The sequence below is a fragment of the Xanthomonas sp. NCPPB 3569 genome (assembly GCF_041475645.2).
Lineage (GTDB): Bacteria > Pseudomonadota > Gammaproteobacteria > Xanthomonadales > Xanthomonadaceae > Xanthomonas > Xanthomonas phaseoli.
Genome location: NZ_CM192969.1, coordinates 722,079 through 739,177 on the forward strand (window position 1 = coordinate 722,079; position 17,099 = coordinate 739,177).

The 17,099-nt window shown below is 66.2% G+C and carries 10 protein-coding genes, 1 other RNA gene and 1 pseudogene; 4 read left to right on the forward strand and 8 right to left on the reverse strand.

Annotated features, from left to right (window positions below; all coding sequences use genetic code 11):
* Positions 1-297 precede the first annotated feature (297 nt).
* The 6 genes from accC to cutA all read right to left on the reverse strand — a co-directional run bounded on the left by accC (position 298) and on the right by cutA (position 6,632).
* The gene (accC, locus tag ACCQ03_RS03020; protein WP_008571860.1) at positions 298-1,665 is read right to left on the reverse strand and encodes an acetyl-CoA carboxylase biotin carboxylase subunit; all 1,368 of its coding nucleotides are present in this window, start codon (positions 1,663-1,665) and stop codon (positions 298-300) included.
* A 42-nt stretch (positions 1,666-1,707) separates the two neighbouring features.
* Positions 1,708-2,037, reverse strand: coding sequence for a four helix bundle protein (locus ACCQ03_RS03025; protein WP_237377076.1), 330 nt, complete (start codon positions 2,035-2,037; stop codon positions 1,708-1,710).
* Between the two features lie 76 nt (positions 2,038-2,113).
* Positions 2,114-2,605, reverse strand: a complete 492-nt coding sequence (gene accB, locus ACCQ03_RS03030; RefSeq protein WP_017155928.1) for an acetyl-CoA carboxylase biotin carboxyl carrier protein — start codon at positions 2,603-2,605, stop codon at positions 2,114-2,116.
* A gap of 97 nt (positions 2,606-2,702) precedes the next feature.
* Positions 2,703-3,149, reverse strand: coding sequence for a type II 3-dehydroquinate dehydratase (aroQ, locus tag ACCQ03_RS03035; protein WP_003483185.1), 447 nt, complete (start codon positions 3,147-3,149; stop codon positions 2,703-2,705).
* A gap of 826 nt (positions 3,150-3,975) precedes the next feature.
* The gene (locus tag ACCQ03_RS03040) at positions 3,976-6,294 is read right to left on the reverse strand and encodes a protein-disulfide reductase DsbD family protein (RefSeq protein WP_209225279.1); all 2,319 of its coding nucleotides are present in this window, start codon (positions 6,292-6,294) and stop codon (positions 3,976-3,978) included.
* Positions 6,291-6,632: a divalent-cation tolerance protein CutA gene (gene cutA, locus ACCQ03_RS03045; RefSeq protein WP_039570859.1), complete on the reverse strand. Its 342-nt coding sequence runs from the start codon at positions 6,630-6,632 to the stop codon at positions 6,291-6,293. Before cutA ends, ACCQ03_RS03040 begins: the two co-directional genes overlap by 4 nt.
* Before the next feature lie 388 nt (positions 6,633-7,020).
* Here cutA and ACCQ03_RS03050 point away from each other — a divergent pair.
* A non-coding RNA gene (locus ACCQ03_RS03050) (sX9 sRNA) lies at positions 7,021-7,095 on the forward strand.
* A gap of 4 nt (positions 7,096-7,099) precedes the next feature.
* Here ACCQ03_RS03050 and ACCQ03_RS03055 read toward each other — a convergent pair.
* Positions 7,100-8,890, reverse strand: coding sequence for an endonuclease (locus ACCQ03_RS03055; RefSeq protein WP_057679694.1), 1,791 nt, complete (start codon positions 8,888-8,890; stop codon positions 7,100-7,102).
* A 428-nt stretch (positions 8,891-9,318) separates the two neighbouring features.
* Here ACCQ03_RS03055 and ACCQ03_RS03060 point away from each other — a divergent pair, with 428 nt between their 5' ends.
* Complete coding sequence (locus ACCQ03_RS03060; RefSeq protein WP_057660365.1) at positions 9,319-9,606, forward strand: co-chaperone GroES; 288 nt, start codon at positions 9,319-9,321, stop codon at positions 9,604-9,606.
* A 145-nt stretch (positions 9,607-9,751) separates the two neighbouring features.
* Positions 9,752-11,392, forward strand: a complete 1,641-nt coding sequence (gene groL, locus ACCQ03_RS03065) for a chaperonin GroEL (RefSeq protein ID WP_017155924.1) — start codon at positions 9,752-9,754, stop codon at positions 11,390-11,392.
* Positions 11,393-11,509: 117 nt separating this feature from the next.
* Here the strand turns inward: groL and xopX are convergent, their stop codons facing one another.
* Positions 11,510-13,645, reverse strand: coding sequence for a XopX family type III secretion system effector (gene xopX, locus ACCQ03_RS03070; RefSeq protein WP_209225281.1), 2,136 nt, complete (start codon positions 13,643-13,645; stop codon positions 11,510-11,512).
* A 500-nt stretch (positions 13,646-14,145) separates the two neighbouring features.
* On the opposite strand from xopX, the pseudogene ACCQ03_RS03075 reads away from it, so the two are divergent.
* Positions 14,146-16,960, forward strand: a pseudogene (locus tag ACCQ03_RS03075) (TonB-dependent receptor plug domain-containing protein).
* The last annotated feature ends 139 nt before the right edge of the window (positions 16,961-17,099 follow it).

Below are 17,099 nucleotides of genomic sequence, written 5' to 3' on the forward strand. Positions count from 1 at the left end.
CTAGCTGCGGCCGCAGCTTTCGTCATTCTCACGTGTGCACACGACCGAGGGTCTGCAGATCGGATCCAGCGCTGGCTGCCCCATCCGGGCGTCGAACCCTGGGGCTCTGTAGGAGCGCACCCGGGCGCGACCGGGCTTACCGATAAAGCCAGGTCGCGCCCGGGTGCGCTCCTACGCATGGACCGGCTGGCGACAGGGCTGGTGGCGCGACGCAGTGTCGGCGCGATGCACCGGGAAACAACAAAAAAGCCCGGTTTCCCGGGCTTTTTTGCTTCATCGCTGCAGCGGCAGGCGCGATCAGGTCAACGCGATCGACTTGTTCTTGCGCTCGGCCAGGCGCTTTTCCAGGTAGTGGATATTCTGCCCGCCGGCCTGGAAGCCCTTGTCGCGCATGATGCGCTGCTGCAGCGGGATGTTGGTCTTGATGCCGTCCACCACCATCTCGCTCAGCGCCACGCGCATGCGTGCGATCGCGGTTTCGCGATCGGGCCCATGCACGATCAGCTTGCCGATCATCGAATCGTAGTTCGGCGGCACCTTGTAGCCGCTGTAGATGTGGGTATCCACCCGCACGCCCGGACCGCCCGGCGGATGGAAGGCGGTGATCAGGCCCGGGTTGGGCATGAAGGTCTCCGGGTCTTCGGCATTGATGCGGCATTCGATCGCATGCCCGCGCAGCACGATGTCGCTCTGCTTGATGCTCAGCTTGTGGCCGGCGGCGATGCGCAGCTGCTCGCACACCAGGTCGATGCCGGTGATGCGCTCGGTGACCGGATGCTCCACCTGGATACGCGTGTTCATTTCGATGAAGTAGAACCGCCCGTTCTCGAACAGGAATTCGAAGGTGCCCGCGCCGCGGTAGCCGATGCGGATGCAGGCGTCCACGCAGACCTTGCCGATCTCGTTGCGCAGTTCTTCGGTGATGCCCGGTGCCGGCGCTTCTTCCACCACCTTCTGGTGGCGGCGCTGCATCGAACAATCGCGTTCGCCCAGGTGGATCGCCCCGCCCTGGCCGTCGGCAAGCACCTGGATTTCCACGTGACGCGGATTTTCCAGGAACTTCTCCATGTAGACCTGATCGTTGCTGAAAGCGGCCTTGGCTTCGGACTTGGTGGTTTCGATCGCCGCCTTCAGCGCCGCCTCCGAATGCACCACGCGCATGCCGCGTCCGCCGCCACCGCCGGCCGCCTTGATGATCACCGGGTAGCCGATTTCGCGCGCCACCTTGGTGTTGGCGACGATGTCATCGCCCAGCGGGCCGCCCGAGCCGGGCACGCAGGGTACGCCGGCAGCCTTCATGGCGCGGATCGCTTCGACCTTGTCGCCCATCAGGCGAATGGTGTCGGCCTTGGGGCCGATGAAGATGAAGCCGGATTGCTCCACGCGCTCGGCGAAATCGGCGTTTTCCGACAGGAAGCCGTAGCCGGGGTGGATGGCCTGCGCATCGGTCACCTCGGCCGCGGCGATCAACGCCGGGATGTTGAGGTAGCTGTCGCTGGAGGCGGCCGGGCCGATACACACCGACTCATCGGCCATGGCCACGTGCTTGAGGTTGCGGTCGACCGTGGAATGCACCGCGACCGTGCGGATGCCGAGCGTGTGGCACGCGCGCAGGATGCGCAGCGCGATTTCACCTCGGTTGGCGATGACGACTTTATCGAGCATGGGAATAGGGAGTCGAGAATGGGGAATGGGGAGATGCGGGCTTCATGGCGCGGCTCCGCGTCTGCGTAAGGCATTCATCAATGCAGTGAGCTTGGCGAAGACCTGGTCGACCTGCTGGCTGACAATGTCCTCGTCTTCGGTGTTGCTATAGCCCAGTCTTACCGCGATCTGGACCTGTGTATCCAGCTCGGAGAGCGAGCCGCGCGCAATCGAGAGAAACCGCGCGTAATCGGGAGTGGAGCGCCGCGCTGCACCTTCGGCGATATTCGACGGGATGCTGACGGCCGCACGGCGCAATTGCGCCATCAGGCCGTAGCGTTCGTGCTCGGGAAAGACCTCGGTAAACCGATAGATCATTTCCACCAGCTCCATGGAATCGCACCACGCCTCCAGACGTTCATGAGGCCGCTTTGCCGATTCCCGATTCTCCACTCCCGATTCCCGGCTCTCAACCAATCACAAACAACGGCTGATCGAATTCCACCGGCTGGCCGGTTTCGCCGAGGATGGCGACGATGGTGCCGGAGGCGTCGGCTTCGATCGGGTTGAACATCTTCATTGCCTCGATGATCGCAAGGGTATCGCCCACCTTGACCTGCTGGCCGACGGTGACGAACGCCGGCTTGTCCGGGGAGGGCGAGGTGTAGAAGGTGCCGACCATCGGGGCCCGCAGCACGTGGCCGTCCGGCAGTGCGGCGGCGTGCTTGGCGCCGCCAGTGGAGGCTTCGGTGGGCGAATGCATCGGCATGCTGGCCGCCGCCGGGGCCTGCGCCTGCACGGCCGGCGCGGGTGCGTACTGCTGCACCGGGGCGCTCATCACCTGGGTGCCCTTGGGCACGCGCGCCAGGCGCACGCTCTCTTCGCCCTCCTTGATCTCGATTTCGGCGAGATTGGATTCTTCGAGCAGGTCGATCAGTTTCTTGATTTTGCGGAGATCCATAAGGGCCTCTGGAAGTGAAACGGTGGGGAGTGCCGGCGGCTGCCGGCGGAATGGGATCAGGACGCCGGCACGCTGGCCGAGGTCGATGCGGCAGGGGTCATGCGTCGCGCTCCAGGCGCGCGATCACCGCTTCCAGCGCCAGCCGGTAGCTGTCTGCGCCGAAGCCGCAGATCACCCCGTCGGCCTTGTCGCTGAGATAGCTGTGGTGCCGGAACGGCTCGCGCGCGTGCGGGTTGGACAGATGAATTTCCACGAACGGCAGCCCTACGCCCAGCAGCGCATCGCGCAGCGCTACCGAGGTATGGGTGAAGGCGGCCGGGTTGATCAGGATGTAGGCGGTGCCGTCCTCGCGCGCGGCGTGGATGCGCTCCACCAGCACGTGCTCGGCATTGGACTGCAGGCAGTGCAGCACGTGCCCGGCCGCTTGCGCGCGATCCACCAGGGCCGCGTCGATCTGCGCCAGCGTGGTACGCCCGTAAACCTCCGGCTCGCGGGTGCCGAGCAGGTTGAGGTTGGGGCCATGCAACAGCAGCAGATGGGCCATGGGATCCGGAAGAGCGGAAAGGCCGGAAGTCTGCGCGATGTTGCCGATGCTGTCCAGTTCGACGAACTTAGGTCTGTTTAAAACGATTGTTTTAAAATTCGAATGGTTTGGCTGGGGCGCTAATGGTGGCGGGCAATCCTGCGCCGGAGGTCATGCTGCCGGGCCTGAATAGCCACAGGCCGCTGCGAGCAGAACCGGCAGCCGGCCCTGCGCATGCGGAGCAGCATCTGCGCCTGGTGCGATGCGGCGCCGTCCCGGCCGTCCCGGCCGTCCAGCGGCAACAGTTGTTGTCGGCATCCTCTCCTGTCGGGCGTCAGAATGTTGTGCCGGTGGCAGCAATTCGGTGAGTGCCCGGTTTGTTCGTGGCAACGGCGCAGGAGGCGACGCTGCGGCAGGCTGCGATCTGCGCGCAGATCCAGGCGCCAGCAACGCGGCACCTGGCCGAGCGGGGCCGGCGTACCAAGAGGAGGGCGATCGGCGCGATCGATCCCGTCCGCTGCCTCGCCTCATGCAACTGCCCGCCGTGCAGGCCGCGGCCGCTGTTGCCCGCGATGCATCGCATGCATCCGGGTTCTGGAGGTGTCAGGAACACCGAACAGGCGACGCCGCGCGCAGCCTGGCGCCGCGCCTGCCCCATGCGGGCACGGCCAGTCAGATCTGCGGAGCGCCGGACGCGCAGGCACCGGCCAACAGGGGCCGACCTCGCGCTTGGACGTGTCGCAATACGCCTGATGGCGCAGGCGCCGGTCTACATGGTGCGCAAAATCTTCGAGCTAGCCCGCCAACAGGCTGCCGCCGAGGTCGCCAGTGGCAGCGAAGACGCGCCTCACCGCGCTGCGCGCAGCAAGGCATCTTCGGTAATCGCGCCGGTCAGCACGGTCGGCAGGATCGCCGGCGGGGCGCCGGGGCCGTAGACCACGTATAGCGGCACGCCGACGGCCTGATGCTGGTCCAGGAAGGTGCTGATGGCGGGATCGACATTGGTCCAGTCGCCCTTCATGTAGACCGCGTCGACGCGGCGCAACGCGTCGCGGAATTCGGCGCTGCTCAGCACGTTCTTTTCGTTGGCCTTGCAGGTCACGCACCAGTCGGCGGTCATGTTGACGAAGACCACGCGGTTGTCGGCACGCAGGCGGTCCAGCAACTGCGGCGAGAACGCCACCACGCCATCTGCCGCGGTGGCTGCCGGCAGGCTCAGGCGCGTGACCGCGACCACCGGCACCAGTGCCAGCACCAGCATCGCCGTGGCCAGGCCCATGCCCAGGCGGTGGCTCTTCCAGCGGCTGCGCTCCAAGCACCACAAGCCCAGGGCCAGCAGGGTGGCGCCGACTAGCATCAAGGCCAGCGCATCCACGCCGCGCTGCTTGCCCAAGACCCACAGCAGCCAGATCGCGGTGAGATACATGGGGAACGCCAGCACCTGCTTGAGCGTTTCCATCCACGCCCCGGGGGTGGGCAGGCGCCGCGCCAGCGAAGGAACGAAGCCGATCAGCAGGAACGGCAGCGCCAGGCCCAGGCCCAGCACCAGAAACACCAGCATCGCCAGCAGCGCGGGCGCGGTGAAGGCGTAGGCCAGTGCCGTGCCCATGAACGGCGCGATGCAGGGGCTGGCGACCACGCAGGCCAGCACGCCGGTGAAGAAGTCGCCCAGCGGCCCGTTGCGTGCGGCCAGCGACTGGCCGATGCCGCCCAGGTTGGTGCCCAAGGTGAACACGCCCGACAGGCTCAGCCCCACCGCGAACATCAGATACGCCAGCGCCGCGACGAACCACGGCTGCTGCAGCTGGAAGCCCCAGCCGGCGGCCTGCCCGGCGGCGCGCAAGCCGATCACCAGCCCGCCGACGGCGGCGAAGGACACCAGTACGCCCAGCGAGTACCAGATGGCATGGCGACGCGCATGGCTGCGGCTTTCGCCGCTGTGCGCCAGGCCCAGCACCTTCAGCGACAGGATCGGCAGCACGCAGGGCATCAGGTTCAGCACCAACCCGCCCAGCAGGGCCAGCACCAGCATGCCCAGCAGGCCCTTGTCGGTATGCGGCGGTGGCGTGCGCTCCGGATTGCCGGCCGAGGCATCGGCGACCGGGCCGGCAGTGCTGGCAGCCGGCCCGGGCTCGACCGGTGCCTGGCCGGCGGCCAGTGGCGAAATCATCAATGGCGCAGCCTGCGCCTGGTTCTGCGGCGACACGGTGCCGGCCGGTACATCGAGGGCGACGCGGCGGGTCATCGGCGGATAGCAGATGCCGTCGGTCTGGCAGCCCTGGAAGGTGGCCACCAGGGTCACGTGGGCCGGATCGGGGTGGTCGCGCAGCAGCGGCAAGGTCACTTCGGCCTGGTCGAAATACACCACCACATCGCCGAAGTGTTCGTCGCGATGGGCCTTGCCTTGCGGCCAGCGCGGCAGCCCGGGGCGCACGCCGCCGGCCCCTTCCAATGCCAGCGAGGTGCGGTCGCGGTAGATGTAATAGCCCGGCGCCGGGGTGAAGCGCAGCAGCAGGCTGTTGCCGTCGCCGACGATGGCTTCGAAGTTGAACGCCTGCTCGGCCGGCAGCGGCAACGCGTCCATGCCGGCGGTCTGGCCGGGGGCGCCGAACAGGCGCGGGCCGGTGGCGCTGCGTGGCACCAGCGCGCCCAGGTTTTCGCGTGGCGCAGCGGTGGCCTGCGCCCCGGTGGTGTCGGCCGCGGGCAGGTCGACGCGGATTTCGCGCCGCTGCGGCGGATAGCACACGCCGGCATCGGCGCAGCCCTGGTACTGCACCTGCAGGACGGCGGTCTGCACCGCCGGGTCGGCCTTGCCGGCCAGGGTGGCCTGCAGGTGCTTGCGGTAGGTCTGCACCTGGCCGAAGAACTCGTCGTGCTTGCTCTCGCCTTCCGGCAGCGCCAGTTCGCCCGCGGCAAACCCCTTTCCGGACTTGACGCTGATGCGATGGCGATACAGGTAGTAGCCCGGTGCGATCTTCCAATTCAGCGCAATGCGGTCGCGGCTGTCGGCAGTGGCGCTCAGCGCGAAGGCCTGGTCCACTGGCAGCAGGTCGGCTTCGGTCACGGCGGCCTGCGCGGGGGTGGGCGCCAGTACCGCCAGCGGCGCGGCGAGCAAGGGGGCGGCCAGGAGCGCACAGCGGGCGATCCAGCGGGACAGAGACTTCATGGACGTCGGAATTCCTTGCGGGTTTCGGCCCGGACCCAATCGAGATACGCCGGCAGCCCGGCGCTGGCTTGGACAGCGACCGCCTCCGGCAGTTCATACGGATGCAAGGCCTGCAGCCGCGCGATGGCGTCGGGCAGGCAGTCGTCCCAGGTCTTGATCAGCAACTGCACCTCGGTGCTGCGCTCGATCGCGCCTTTCCAGCGGTACAGCGATTGCACGCCGGGCAGGACGGTGACGCAGGCGGCCAGCCGTTCCTCGAGCAAGGCCTGCGCGATGCGCTCGGCGCTATCGGCATCCGGGCAGGTGCTCAATAGCAAATGGAGGGAAGGTGCGCTCATTGGACCTGGCAGTGTAATCCCCCTGTTTGCGGGGGATCGACCGCCGATTCCGGAACAAGACGTTAACTTCGTGGGCCCGGGCGGGGGGGGGCTCAAGCGAACTCACGGTCGGCGCGCTGCGCGTTGGGGGTGTGCGATTCACTCGCGCCCTGCCGTGCATGGCAGGGCGCTACCTGGGTTCGGTCGATGGGGGTGGATCAAGGGCGTGGTGCCTGCCGGCGACACGCGCCGTCTGCATTGGCCCCCGGGATCACGGGTTGGTGGACAAGCCGACTCACGCGACCGCCCCGGCCTGCGCCTCTCTCGCCCCGCCGGGGTAGTCCAGACCAATTGGCAACCCGGTTGCGCGCACCGCCAGGCGGGTGCGCGCGGGGGCCCGGAATCGGGCAGGTGCCACGCGTACAGTGCGGCTCCGAGCGCGCCGTCCACTCCCGCCTGGCGGTGCGCGCGCCATAGGTGAGCCGGTCTCAGTTGGCCAACTGGCAACTGGCCGGCTTGGCCGAGTTGAACAGGCTGGCAGTGGCCCATTCGGGGTGATCCACGAACGGGTTGCGGTTGCCCTGGAAGCTGAAGATCACCTCGTTGCGGGCGCGCTCGGCATCGTCCGGCGGATCGGCCTGGTGCCAGGCTAGCAACGTGGACAGCAGGCCCATGTAGGCGGGCGAGGACGAAGTCTGCACGATCTTGCTGCGGTCGTCGGTGAGCTCCAGGTCCGGCTCGGACTGGCCGCTGGCCGCATCGGTGCCGCCTTCGTAGCGGATCGCCATGTACATCACCGCGCGCGCCATATCGCCCTTGCGCCGGCCCCACACCTCGAAGGTGCCGCTGTTGCCGTCCGGCGTGCGGACCCAGTTGGAATTGCCCGGGTAACGCCCGCTGCCGCCGCCACTGCCGTCGTTGACTTCGGTCACCCGCTCGCCGCAGCTGCTGGTGCAGGTGGCATAGGGCTTGTTGCCACGGTCTGCGTTGAAGCTGGTGTCGGTCAGGTACAGCATGTGTGTGTCGGTGTAGGGCGCGTACGGCAGGCCGCGGTCGCCGGTGGCGCTGCCGAAGCCCAGCGAGTTGGGCCAGGTGTGCTCGCGGTTGTAGGTGAGTCCGCTGCCGGTGCCGGCCCGGTCGCTGACCTTGGCGTAGCTGCGGTTGCGGTAGGCGTCCAGGATGCGGCCGCTGTTGTTGGGATCCTCGTCGGCCATTTCCAGGATGGTCCAGGTGCTGGTGCCGCTGCCGCTGTACGGGTAAACGGTGTGGCCGCGAATGGTGGTGTTGAGCGAGCAGCGCAGCTGGCTGGGGCTGGTGGTGTTCACCCGCGAGTAGTAGCCGGTGGCGCCGCCGCTGGCGGTGGCCACGGTGAAGGCGATGGACTGGTTGGCGGCCGGGCTCAGGCCGCTGGCATCGCGGATGGCGCTGGCGGTGATGGCCAACGCGCAGCGCTCGCCGCCGACCAGGGCAGTGTTGGTGGACAGCGTGAAGCGGGTGCCGCTGGTCGGGTATGTCAGTGCCACGTTGCCGGAGCTGGCGCAGCTCAGCGCAAACGCGCCGCTGCCCAGCGTCACCGCTTCGCTGAAGCCCACGGCCAGATCGCCGGCGGCCGGGAAGCCGGTGGCGCCTTGCGTCGGTGTGGTGCTGCTGATGGTGGGCGCACCGGTGCTGCCACCGCCGTCGCTGCCGGCGAAGGTCTGGCCGCGGTTGCAGGCGCCGAAGGTCTGCGCCGCCGAGCCGGCCCAGCTGAAGTTGGCCGCGCTGCTGCCGGTGCCGGTCAGTTGCAGCGAACTGCCGACCGCGGTGCTGTTGCTCTCGCTCACCGGCAGGTTCTGGCTGGTCACGCCGGCCGCCGGACCGCCGCTGCCGGTGATGGCGCCTTCGTAACTGAGGAATTGCACCAACTGCCCGTTGGGGTCGACCAGCGCCACGCCATCGTTGGGGCCGTTCTGCACGCCGTTGCTGGCGTAGCTCACCGTGGCGATACGCACCTGGCTGCCGCAGCTCACCACCGTGCCTGCCGGCACCGCCGTGTTGGCATACACCACTGCCGCACCGGGGGCGGCGCCGTTGTACAGGTAAATGCGATAGCCGCTCAGCGATTCGCCGGCGGTGGCCACCACTTCCACGCCTTCGCCGCTGTCGCCGGAGGCGCCCGCGTCGTCGTAGTGCAGTTCGTTGATGAAGACCGCGGCATTGGCGGAGGTGGCGCCGAGCGCAAACGCGCAGGCCAGCGGAAGGGTGCAACGCAGGGACACGAAACGGGACGGCAACCTCATCGACAGCTCCTTGTGATCGGGGAATGCGTTCCCGACTGTAAGGCGCGCGCATGACAAGCGATGGAACCTGGTTCCATTTCTAGAGCGTGGCGGAAACGCGCGGGCCTGCGGTGGCAGCAAGGCATTCAGCGCCGCCGCCCCGGCATGCCTTCCGGCTCTGGGCCATCGGCAGCGCGTCAATCGCGGTCAACAGGCATGGCCGTGCATTGTCCCTGGGCCCGCGCCGCACTCGCAGTGGCCTCTGGCCGAGACCGCCGCTGTCGAAAAATTTTTGCCGCCAGGCCTTGAAAGCCGCCCACGCAGCACAATCTCTGGCCCGCACCCGCTCTGTCGGGTTTTTCCCGCGCGCTGTGCTGGCAGTCGTCATGTGCGAGTGCTAACATCGCCGATAATTTCCAGGCCAATCAAACACTTAAGAGGTCTTCTCTATGAGCATCAAGCCGCTTCACGACCGCGTTGTAGTCAAGCCGATCGAAGCCGACGAAGTTTCCGCCGGCGGCATCGTGATTCCGGACTCCGCCAAGGAAAAGTCCACCAAGGGTGAAGTCGTCGCGATCGGCGCCGGCAAGCCGCTGGACAACGGCAGCCTGCGCGCGCCGGTGGTCAAGGTTGGCGACAAGGTCATCTACGGCCAGTACGCCGGCAGCAGCTACAAGTCCGAAGGCGTCGAGTACAAGGTGCTGCGCGAAGACGACATCCTTGCCGTCATCAGCTGATCAGGCGCTATGCGCCGGGAATCGGGAGTAGGGAATTGGGAATCGGTAGAGCGGCCAGCGCCCTCGCCATCCCGCCCAGCCCCGATATCCGCCCTTGATTGACCGATTCCCCATTCCCCATTCCCAATTTCCGGAGTAACAACCAATGGCTGCTAAAGACATTCGTTTCGGTGAAGACGCACGTACCCGCATGGTCCGTGGCGTCAACGTGCTTGCCAATGCCGTGAAGGCCACCCTGGGCCCGAAGGGCCGCAACGTCGTGCTCGAGAAGAGCTTCGGCGCCCCGACCATCACCAAGGACGGCGTCTCCGTCGCCAAGGAAATCGAACTGGCTGACAAGTTCGAGAACATGGGCGCGCAGATGGTCAAGGAAGTCGCTTCCAAGACCAACGACAACGCCGGCGACGGCACCACCACCGCCACGGTGCTGGCCCAGGCCCTGATCCGCGAAGGCGCCAAGGCCGTGGCCGCCGGCATGAACCCGATGGACCTCAAGCGCGGTATCGACCAGGCCGTCAAGGCTGCGGTTGTCGAGCTGAAGAACATCTCCAAGCCCACCACCGACGACAAGGCGATCGCCCAGGTCGGCACCATCTCGGCCAACTCGGACGAGTCGATCGGCAACATCATTGCCGAAGCGATGCAGAAGGTCGGCAAGGAAGGCGTGATCACCGTTGAAGAAGGCTCGGGCCTGGAAAACGAGCTGGACGTGGTCGAGGGCATGCAGTTCGACCGCGGCTACCTCTCCCCGTACTTCATCAACAACCAGCAGAGCCAGTCGGCCGACCTGGACGACCCGTTCATCCTGCTGCACGACAAGAAGATCTCCAACGTGCGTGACCTGCTGCCCGTGCTGGAAGGCGTGGCCAAGGCCGGCAAGCCGCTGCTGATCGTGGCCGAAGAAGTCGAAGGCGAAGCGCTGGCGACCCTGGTGGTCAACACCATCCGCGGCATCGTCAAGGTCGTGGCCGTCAAGGCACCGGGCTTCGGCGACCGTCGCAAGGCGATGCTGGAAGACATGGCCGTGCTGACCGGCGGTACCGTGATCTCCGAAGAAGTGGGTCTGGCGCTTGAGAAGGCGACCATCAAGGACCTGGGCCGCGCCAAGAAGGTGCAGGTCTCCAAGGAAAACACCACGATTATCGATGGCGCCGGCGACACTGCCGCGATCGAATCGCGCGTGGGCCAGATCAAGACCCAGATCGAAGACACCTCCTCCGATTACGACCGTGAGAAGCTGCAGGAACGCGTGGCCAAGCTGGCCGGCGGCGTTGCAGTGATCAAGGTCGGCGCCTCGACCGAAATCGAAATGAAGGAAAAGAAGGCACGCGTCGAAGACGCCCTGCACGCCACCCGTGCAGCCGTCGAAGAAGGCGTGGTCCCGGGCGGCGGCGTGGCCCTGGTGCGTGCGCTGGTGGCCGTGGGCGAGCTGAAGGGTGCCAACGAAGACCAGACCCACGGTATCCAGATCGCCCTGCGCGCGATGGAAGCCCCGCTGCGTGAGATCGTGGCCAATGCCGGCGAAGAGCCGTCCGTGATCCTCAACAAGGTCAAGGAAGGCAGCGGCAACTACGGCTACAACGCCGCCAACGGCGAGTTCGGCGACATGGTGCAGTTCGGCATCCTGGACCCGACCAAGGTGACCCGTTCGGCACTGCAGAACGCCGCCTCGATCGCCGGCCTGATGATCACCACCGAAGCCATGGTGGCCGATGCACCGAAGAAGGACGAGCCGGCAATGCCGGCCGGCGGTGGCATGGGCGGCATGGGCGGCATGGATTTCTAATCCACGCCACTTCGGCTGTTGCGTTAAAAAAACCCCGCCAAACGGCGGGGTTTTTTATGCGCGTCACTCACGCTTGCGCATGCACGCGGCAGTTGCCGATGACCGGCGCTCGTCCCGTCAGGACGAAGGCGCTGTGCTGGTTGCGGCCTGATCCGGCGACCGATGCGCGTGCGCAGGCGAGCGTTGCTCAGGCGAGGCGCTGGCTGCGGCCAACGCAGCGTCGTCGTTCGTCTCTTCGATATCGGCGATGTCGTCGATCTCGGTGATCGTGACGCTGCTGCTGGGCCTGGTCTGCGCCTGCGCGCCGGCGTCCTCGATCCCCTGCAGGGCGCTATCGGCAACGGTCTGCGCGTACTCCTGCGCCTGGTCCGGCGACAGGCTTTGCACATATCTGGCGGTGTCCTGCACGTGCTGGATGAGCTCCTCGGGCGAGGACGGCATACGGGTTGCGAGCGTGGTGCCGTCGGGCCCTCTGAACACCCGCATGACCTGCGCGCCGCCCCAGTTCATCGCCAGCTCTGCGCCACGCGCCATCGGGCCCGGCATGGTCATCGACATCAGCGACATGATCGCGCCGGCGTAGTAGGGCGATGCCGACGAGGATTCGATCAGGCTCTTGTCTGCCAAGGTCTTGGACAGTTTCTCCACGCCCAGGGCCAGCGCCATCACCAAGCTGCCGGAGCACATGGCCTTGAAGCGCTCCATTGCGTCCTGGCGGGTCGCATGTGCGTTGAGCGCCGACTGCATCATCACGGTCGTGACAAGGATGGAGTCGGCAACCAGGTCGACCGTGCCGATCCGATCCGGTTGGATCAGGTAGACCGTTAGCCCGGTCACTCCGGCCGCCAGCGTCGCCAGTGCCAGCTTGGGGGCAATGTCGTGGTTGGTGACCTGGCGCGGGATGGTGGCTGGCTGGTCCTGATTCTGGTTCTGGTCCACTTGTAGCGCAGTGCTCAGTCGCTTGCTGCATTGGTCCAGCGTCTCCAGCAGGTGCGTGCACTGGGCATTGAGCGTACGGGTGAGCTCGTGCCCTTGGCTCGGGTCGGTGAACGCGCGACGTGCCTGTTGAAACGCTTCTCGGCCGTTCTCCAGAGCGGCGCAGATCTCGTTGAGTTGCGTGCGCAGTTGCGCGCTGATCTGGCCGGGCGTCAGGCGTGCACGCAACCGCTGCGCCTGGCTTTGAAAACCGGCGCTTTCTGCAATGCTGGCGCCCAGGTGCGACACCTTGTGTTGCAGTCGATTGCCGAGCACGTTGAGGCTGTTCCAGAGGAAGGGCGTGAGCACCATCGCCGCGCACGCGGTCGATGCGGCCGCGGCAAATCCCGGGTTGTTTTCCACTGCTTCGGCCTGGTGCCGCATGGACGGGTTGCCGAATTTCTTGGGCAGTTCGGTGGTGAGGAACAGTCCGTTGAGCAAGATGGCGTAGAAATGCATTTCGTTGGCGTCTCGCCCCAGCTGCCCGCCCATCAGCGGGAACGGAAGTCCGTCGGCGGTGGGACGCAGCGCAGAGGCCGAAAGCGTCATCACGCCCTTGGTTGCCGCGGCGATGGAATAGGCGAAGGTCTTGGCCTGGTTGCCCAGAAACGGACTGGGGACGACCAGGGGCCACAGATTGACCAGGTTGGCCAGCGACTTCAGCGCCCGCCCGGCCGCAGGTGTGCCGTGCTCCAGCGGCTGCAGCGCGTCTTCCACGGCCTTGATGTCGCCGAGCAATTGCTGGCGGAAGCGTGCTTCCAGACCGGTTGCCGCTTCGATGACATCGCGCAGCTGGGTGATCTGCTGGCGGCACGCGGCCAGACTGTGCGGCGCCTGCTGTTCCGGGTCGGTGTGACGCACCATCTGCAGGAATGCAGGATCGTCCGCATGGATCTGCAGCATTGTGCGCAGATCCGCCAGCGACCAGAGATCGGACGCCCCCTTCGATACCGCAGCGTAAGCCTGCTGCACGCCGCTTGCCAATGCAGCGTTTGCGCGGGCGGCAAGCGAGGGGGCGGTGGACGGGCCGGCGGCGCGTTCGGGTGAATGGGCTGGCGGTTCAGCGTCGTGCGAGGGCACCGGCGAAGCGCCGTGCTCGGAGTCGGCGGCGGACGCGCGCGAACGGCTGCGCGGAGTGAGCGCCGACAAGCTGGGGTGGAGCGGCGTTTGCGTCGGCGACGTGGCGTCGGCGACCGGAGCGTCGTCGGTAAGGGTGTCGTGCAATGGCGCCAGGGAAGAGGGGCCTGCGCTTTGCTGTTTCTTGTTCTTGATCTCCATGGTGGGTTTCCTTGATGGGAGGGAGCGGCCAGCGGGTACTGGCTGGCGCACATGCATCATTCGAACAAGCCTGCCCGGCCGGCATAACGCGATGCGAACTCCTGCGTTGCAGGAAGAACCAACCAGGCAGGACGGTGGCAACTTGTGATCGCATGACCTGTTGAATCTGCGCAGGGTCGAGTGCGCTGGGTACGCAGAAATCGTGGTGGAGGCACCCCCAGCCCGCCGCATCGTCGTTCGCCGTCACACTCTGTCACCACCTGTTGACACCGATGTCATCACAGCCTTAGCGTCGCTGGGCAGGCGTTTGCGCCGAGCGGTCGGGGGGCCATCGGACAAGGGGCAGCGGTGCACGCATCGCTGGCAGGCGTCGTTGCAGTGCACTGCCACGCCGGCCGCGTCCGGCCTCTCCCGGGGATCTTATGAACTGCCGCAGTCATCGCCTTGCCTTGTCGATTTCCGTCTCCCTTGCCGTGACTGCTGCGTGCGCGCCGCCGCTCATGGCCCAGCAAACCGAACCCGATGCCACGCGCGCCACCTCCACGCTGGATGCGGTCAGCGTCACCGGTTCGCGCATCAAGCGCGCGCAGGTCGAAGGTGCGCAACCGGTGGTCACCATCAGTGCGCAGCAGATCCAGCAGGAAGGCTTTGCCACCGTCTACGACGTGCTCAACAGCATGAATCAGCAGGGCTCGGTGGAAGCCGATACGCAGTGGGGCTCGCATACGCCCAACGCCTCGCCGATCAATCTGCGCGACCTCGGGCCGGGGCGGACGCTGCTGCTGGTCAACGGGCATCGCGTGGCCGATTACCCGCTGCCCTACGGCGGCGAGAGCAACTTCTCCAACTACAGCAATATTCCTTCCGCCGCAGTGGAGCGCATCGACATCCTCACTGGCGGTGCGTCGGCGATTTACGGCTCGGACGCCGTGGCCGGCGTGATCAACGTGATCCTCAAGCGCGACTATCAGGGCGACCAGGTGCGCCTGCGTGGCGGCACCGCCACCGAAGGTGGGCGCGACAGTTTCGATGTGTCCTGGGCCGGCGGGCGCACCGGCGAGAACTGGAGCCTGACCTACGCGCTGCAGGCCACCCGGCGCGACCCGTTGAGCGGACGCGATCGCCCACAGATGGATGATTCGGACGACATGTCCTACTCCAACTGGACCGGCCAGAACCGCCTGTACGGTTTCAATCCGTTTACCGGTTTGAGCCTGATCGATGCCAATACCAACGAGCGCCTGGCACCGCCGGCCGGCACCTGCGCGCGCTTCGGGGGCGAGTTCATCGACGCGCAGCGGCTGAGCTACAACCAGAACACCGGCGCGCTCACCAACGCCGGCGATTACTGCGGGGTGGCACGCGATTACGGCGACTGGGGACTGGTCACCGGCAGCGAGGATTATTCGGCATATCTCTACGGCACCTGGAAGTTCGGCGAACACACCGAAGCCTGGGCCACGTTCTCCGCCAACCGCAGCATCGGCCGTTGGACCTACGCCCCGCCGTACGCCTAACCTGGGCCCGTTCCAGGACGCGGCCACCGGGCGTTCGTTGAACCTGATCCGCCAGCTCACCCGGCGCGAAGCCGGCGGCTGGGACCGGCTTGCGAATTACAACAAGGAGCAGTCCTGGGATCTGAGCGCCGGCTTGCGCGGCGTGTGGGCCGACCGTTTCGATTGGGAGTTCAGCGTAGGCCGCTCGCGCTACACCGTCGACGAATACATCCGCACCGTGGACACCGCGCGCGCCACCGACTACTTCCTCGGCAGCTCCCTCGGCACTGCCGCCGATGGCACGCCGATCTATGCGATCAACCAAGCACGCCTATACACCCCGTTGTCGTCTGACCAGTAGGACACGCTGGTCGCCAAATCGCATAATTCGGCCTATTCGTGGGTGAATCAAGCCAGTTTCAGCGTAAGCGGCGATGTGGTGCAGGGCTGGGCCGGGCCGATCCGTTTCGCCACCGTGGCCGAAGTGGCAAAGCAGGGCTATCAACTCTCTCCCGACCCCTGTGCCAACGAATGCTACCCGGTGGACGTGGTGGACAGCGGCGGTGGCGAACGCATGCGCAGTTCGGCCGGTCTGGAATTCCAGATTCCGTTGCTCTCCACGTTGAGCGCGAATGTGGCCGGCCGTTACGACCGCTACGGCAATTACCGTTCTTCGGCCGCCATCCCCACCGATGTGGGCACGCAGAGCGACACCACCTGGAGCGCGGGTCTGGAATGGCGGCCGGTGGAAAGCCTGCTGGTGCGCAGCACCGTGGCCACCAGCTTTCGCGCGCCGGACATGCATTACGTGCTGGGCGAACCCAGCTCCACCAATCAGACGGTGATCGACCAGTACCGCTGCATTTCCTCGGGCGCGTACCTGACCGGCGGCTGCAACGACGAGAACAACAACATCTTCTACACCGTGGACGTGAACCGCCGTGGCACTCCGGACCTGCGCTCGGAAACCGGCCGCTCGTTCACCGGCGGCGTGGTGTGGGACATCGCGCAAGGGCTGTCGTTGAGCGTGGATTACTACCGCATCCAGCTGGAGGAAATGATCAAGGACCTGGACCGCGACGAAATCCTGTCGGCCGAAGCCGGTTGCCGTACCGGCACCACCATTAGCGGCGGCACCTGGAACAATCCCGGCGGCGCGGGCTATTGCGACACCATCACCTCGCGCGTGATGCGCAATGCCGACGGCACCATCGCCAGCATCGAGCGCGGCCCGATCAACCTGGCGCAGATGGAAACCTCCGGCATCGATGCATCGCTGAAATATCGCCTTGCCACCGCCGGCTGGGGCAACTTCCAGCTGTCGCTGGACTACAACAATCTGATCGCCTACCGCGAGCAGATCTACCGCACCGACAGCGACGAAAACCGCCGCGACGAACGCGTGCGCAGCCGCGTGCGTGGCAGCGTGCATTGGGACAACGGCGGCGCCTGGGACTGGACCGTGTACTTCCGCAGGATCGGTTCCGTGCGTGCCGTCAACTGGGGCACTTGCGAACGCTTCGACGACGGCTATCAACCCAGCGCCTCCGATGCGTGCCTGGTGACCGATACCGGCAACGTGCACCTGGGCGAAACCAGCAAGCGCTACTTCGGCCGCGTGGGCCCGGCGATCTACTGGAACCTGAGCACCGGCTACAAGATCACCGACCACGCCAAGGTCAATTTCTACGTCAACAACGTCTTCAACGAAGTGGGCTACGACCACAAGGAACGCTTCTACGGCTACGGCTTCTACAACACCACGCTGTTCAACCCGATCGGCCGCGAAGTGGCCGCCGAATACGTGTTTACGTTCTGAGTGACGTGTGCCCCACTGCACGCCATGGCCTCATCGCCGTGGCGTGCAGTGGTGTGTCACGGTGACGCACTCATATGCAGGGGAAAACTAGCCATGGCGCGATGTCAGGCAAGTCGCGATGCGGTTCGGCGCAAGCTTG

Coding starts and splice junctions, on each gene's coding strand:
- accC (WP_008571860.1), bottom strand. CDS start 1,665: ATGCTCGATAAAGTCGTCATCGCCAACCGAGGTGAAATCGCGCTGCGC.
- ACCQ03_RS03025 (WP_237377076.1), bottom strand. CDS start 2,037: ATGGAGCTGGTGGAAATGATCTATCGGTTTACCGAGGTCTTTCCCGAG.
- accB (WP_017155928.1), bottom strand. CDS start 2,605: ATGGATCTCCGCAAAATCAAGAAACTGATCGACCTGCTCGAAGAATCC.
- aroQ (WP_003483185.1), bottom strand. CDS start 3,149: ATGGCCCATCTGCTGCTGTTGCATGGCCCCAACCTCAACCTGCTCGGC.
- ACCQ03_RS03040 (WP_209225279.1), bottom strand. CDS start 6,294: ATGAAGTCTCTGTCCCGCTGGATCGCCCGCTGTGCGCTCCTGGCCGCC.
- cutA (WP_039570859.1), bottom strand. CDS start 6,632: ATGAGCGCACCTTCCCTCCATTTGCTATTGAGCACCTGCCCGGATGCC.
- ACCQ03_RS03055 (WP_057679694.1), bottom strand. CDS start 8,890: ATGAGGTTGCCGTCCCGTTTCGTGTCCCTGCGTTGCACCCTTCCGCTG.
- ACCQ03_RS03060 (WP_057660365.1), top strand. CDS start 9,319: ATGAGCATCAAGCCGCTTCACGACCGCGTTGTAGTCAAGCCGATCGAA.
- groL (WP_017155924.1), top strand. CDS start 9,752: ATGGCTGCTAAAGACATTCGTTTCGGTGAAGACGCACGTACCCGCATG.
- xopX (WP_209225281.1), bottom strand. CDS start 13,645: ATGGAGATCAAGAACAAGAAACAGCAAAGCGCAGGCCCCTCTTCCCTG.